3 protein-coding genes and 1 pseudogene are annotated in these 3,329 nt (G+C 49.8%); all 4 read left to right on the plus strand.

The genetic code is table 11. From position 1 onward, the window contains the following. The first annotated feature begins 169 nt into the window (after nt 1-169). On the plus strand, nt 170-1,186 hold the full coding sequence (locus ACY2VW_RS13680; RefSeq protein WP_461878425.1) for an ABC transporter ATP-binding protein: 1,017 nt from the start codon (nt 170-172) through the stop codon (nt 1,184-1,186). Next, a complete protein-coding gene (locus ACY2VW_RS13685) occupies nt 1,176-2,081 on the plus strand; it encodes an ATP-binding cassette domain-containing protein (protein WP_461878426.1) in 906 nt (301 codons plus the stop codon). The genes ACY2VW_RS13680 and ACY2VW_RS13685 overlap by 11 nt, the downstream gene beginning before the upstream one ends. Then, entirely contained in the window at nt 2,078-3,085 is a 1,008-nt protein-coding gene (locus tag ACY2VW_RS13690; RefSeq protein WP_461878427.1) for an ABC transporter permease, read from the plus strand. Before ACY2VW_RS13685 ends, ACY2VW_RS13690 begins: the two co-directional genes overlap by 4 nt. Then, nucleotides 3,082-3,329, plus strand: a pseudogene (locus ACY2VW_RS13695) (ABC transporter permease); the annotation flags it as partial. The gene ACY2VW_RS13690 and the pseudogene ACY2VW_RS13695, both read left to right, overlap by 4 nt.

The following is a 3,329-nucleotide window of genomic DNA, read 5'->3' on the forward strand; positions in this document are numbered from 1 at the left end:
CTTTTTTTATCTGTATTTTTCGTCATCATAAAAAACACCGCCCTTCTGATATTTATTATATCAGAAAAGCGGTTCCAACAATAGCAAAACCCTGCAAAAGCAGGGCTTTGTCTACAGTCTGGAAGGAGGTATGGTTACCTCCTTTTTGTCTGTACAGGAGAAAAACGGAATGAAAGAACGATTAAAAGTGGAGCATCTTTCCGTCAGCTTTTTTACGGATGAGGGGGAAGTACAGGCGGTCCGCGATGTCAGCTTTTCCCTGAAAGCAGGTGAGGTGCTCGCTGTTGTGGGCGAGTCAGGCTGCGGAAAAAGTGTGCTCTGCAAAAGTATTATGAAGCTGCTGCCAGAGAATGCAAAGATCAAAAACGGAAAAATTCTGGTCAATGGAGAAGAAATTGCAGGATACGGGGAGCGAAGAATGCGGGAACTGCGGGGAAAACTGTTCTCGATGGTTTTCCAGAATCCGATGACTTCCTTAAATCCGACGATGACAGTCGGAGCGCAGATTGCAGAGGCAGTGCGGGCGCATCAGAAAGACATGGGAAAAGAAGAAGTGGAACAGAGAGTGACAGAACTGATGCAGCTGGTGGGGATCGAGCAGGCAGAAGAGCGGAAAAAGGCATATCCGTATCACTTTTCCGGCGGAATGCGGCAGCGGATCGTACTGGCGATTGCGCTGGCGGGCAATCCGGAAATTCTGTTTGCTGATGAGCCGACGACAGCGCTGGATGTGACGATTCAGGCACAGATTCTGGACCTGCTTCGGGAAATTCAGAAAAAACTGGGAACGGCGACGGTCTTTGTCACACATGACCTTGGCGTTGTAGCGCGGATCGCAGACCGGGTAGCGGTCATGTATGCGGGAAAAATAGTAGAGATTGGAACCGTGGATGAGATTTTTTATGATCCCCGTCATCCGTATACGTGGGGACTGCTGCGTTCCATACCGGCGTTTTCGAGGGGAAAAGAAAGCCTGCCGTCTATCCCGGGAATGCCGCCGTCTCTTCTCCATCCGCCGAAGGGCGATGCCTTTGCCAGACGCAATGCTTATGCGCTGGAAATTGATTTTGAGGAGGAGCCGCCGATGTTCCGGGTCACAGACAGCCATTATGCGGCAACATGGCTGCTGGATGAGAGAGCGCCGAAGGTTGTGCCGCCGATAGGAGGAAACACAGATGGAACATGAGATTTTGCTGGATGTGCGTCATCTGACCCATATTTTTCCACTGTCCCGGAAAACAGCAGTCAAGGCAGTCGATGATGTATCGTTTCAGATTCGAAGAGGAGAAATTTTTGGACTGGTAGGAGAATCCGGTTCCGGAAAATCTACCGCTGCACGCTGTGTGATGAATATTTATCAGCCATATGCCGGCCAGATTTATTATAAAGGGATTGATACCTGCGACAGAAGCCAGTTCCGGAAAAATAAAAAAATGCTGCAGACGACACGCCAGATGATTTTTCAGGACTCCGGTTCCAGTCTGAATCAGAAGATGAAGGTCCGCGACATTATTGAGGAGCCGATGCGCGTGCAGAAAATCCGGCCGCTGCGGAGAAGCTATGAGGAGGAAGCCAGATTCCAGATGAAATACGTGGGGCTGGATCCGGAATATCTGAAAAAATATCCGGGAGAATTGTCCGGCGGACAGCGGCAGCGCGTTGCGATTGCACGGGCACTGACGATGGAGCCGGAGCTTCTGGTGGCGGATGAACCGATTGCATCGCTGGACGCGTCGATACAGGCACAGATTGTGAATCTGTTCCGTCATCTGCAGAAGGAGCACGGTTTTTCGTTCCTGTTTATTGCGCATGATCTGGATATGGTCGAATTTCTGTGTGACAGAGTAGGTGTGATGTACCATGGAAAACTGGTGGAGACCGGACCTGCGCGAGCTGTGTTTGAAAATCCGCTGCATCCGTATACGAAAGCACTGATCGCTGCCATTCCGATTCCGGATCCGCGAAGGGAAAGAGCGAGAGCCGTACCGGATTTTTCCAATACAGAATTTCCCCGGACGGGAACACTGCGGGAAGTGGAAAAAGAACATTTTGTGCTGATGGAGGGAGGCGATGCAGGATGAAAAGCCGGAACAGAGTGCTTTACTATGGAAAAAAAGCAGCGGCATTTCTGGCAAGTGTTCTGCTGCTGTCTGTGCTCGTATTTTATATTTCAAGGCTTGCGCCGGGAGATCCGCTGGTATCATATTACGGAGACCGCGTGGAAAAAATGACGCCCGAAGAAAGAGCGTGGGCCGAAGAAAAACTGGGATTGAAGGATCCCATTTCCGTACAGTATATCCGCTGGGCAGGCAATGCGCTGCATGGGGATTTCGGAATTTCGTACAAATATAAAATGGATGTAACGCGCGTGATCGAGGGAAGAATCGGAAATACGCTGGTGCTTGGCGGCATTGGATTTCTGCTGATTTTCACCCTCGCGCTGCTTCTTGGAATTCTCTGTGCATGGAAGGAAGATACATGGCTGGACCGCATCATCTGTAAGGTGGGAACCATCACGGGATGTATTCCGGAATTCTGGCTGTCGCTGCTTCTGATTCTTGTTTTTTCCATGCAGCTCAAATGGCTGCCGAGTTCCGGTGCCTACTCTGTCGGAAAACAGACAGATTTCTCCGACCGTGTCTGTCATCTGATCCTGCCGATGACGGTCGTAGTGCTGAGTCATTTGTGGTATTACGCATATATGATCCGCAATAAAATTCTGGATGAAGTGCGGGAAGAGTATGTGCTTCTGGCAAGAGCCAAGGGGCTGAAACGAAAGACGGTTCTGTTCCGGCATTGCCTGCGGAATACGATTCCGTCGTATCTTGGCATCATGGCCATTTCTGTTCCGCATGTGCTGGGGGGAACCTATATTGTAGAAACGGTTTTCTCGTATCCCGGTATCGGAACGCTGGCGTATGAGAGCGCACGGTACAAAGATTACAATCTTCTGATGCTGCTTTGCCTGATGTCCGGAATCGTTGTGATTCTGTGCAATATGGCGGCACAGATCATCAACGAGAGAATTGATCCGCGGATGCGGGAGAAAGAAGCGGCAGAAACATCGGAGGTAATGATGCTGTGACAGAAAAAACACAATTATTTCAATTTGCAGGAGAGAGGCCTGCAGAAAAAACAGAAGCAGAAAAAAAGAAAAAATGGTATCAGGACCGGCCGGTGGCAGCAGAGCTTTTTCTGGGTATTCTTGTGCTGGGCTGCCTTTTCTGTGGGCAGATCATGACGAAGGATCCCTCGTATATGGATCTGAAAAACTGTTCCGTCATGCCGTGCCGGGAATTTCTGTTTGGAACCGATACGATGGGAAGAGA

This window comes from Fusicatenibacter sp., assembly GCF_977045365.1.

What these genes read in the sequence shown, in the direction of transcription:
- ACY2VW_RS13680 (WP_461878425.1), top strand. Translation starts at nt 170, where the DNA reads ATGAAAGAACGATTAAAAGTGGAGCATCTTTCCGTCAGCTTTTTTACG.
- ACY2VW_RS13685 (WP_461878426.1), top strand. Translation starts at nt 1,176, where the DNA reads ATGGAACATGAGATTTTGCTGGATGTGCGTCATCTGACCCATATTTTT.
- ACY2VW_RS13690 (WP_461878427.1), top strand. Translation starts at nt 2,078, where the DNA reads ATGAAAAGCCGGAACAGAGTGCTTTACTATGGAAAAAAAGCAGCGGCA.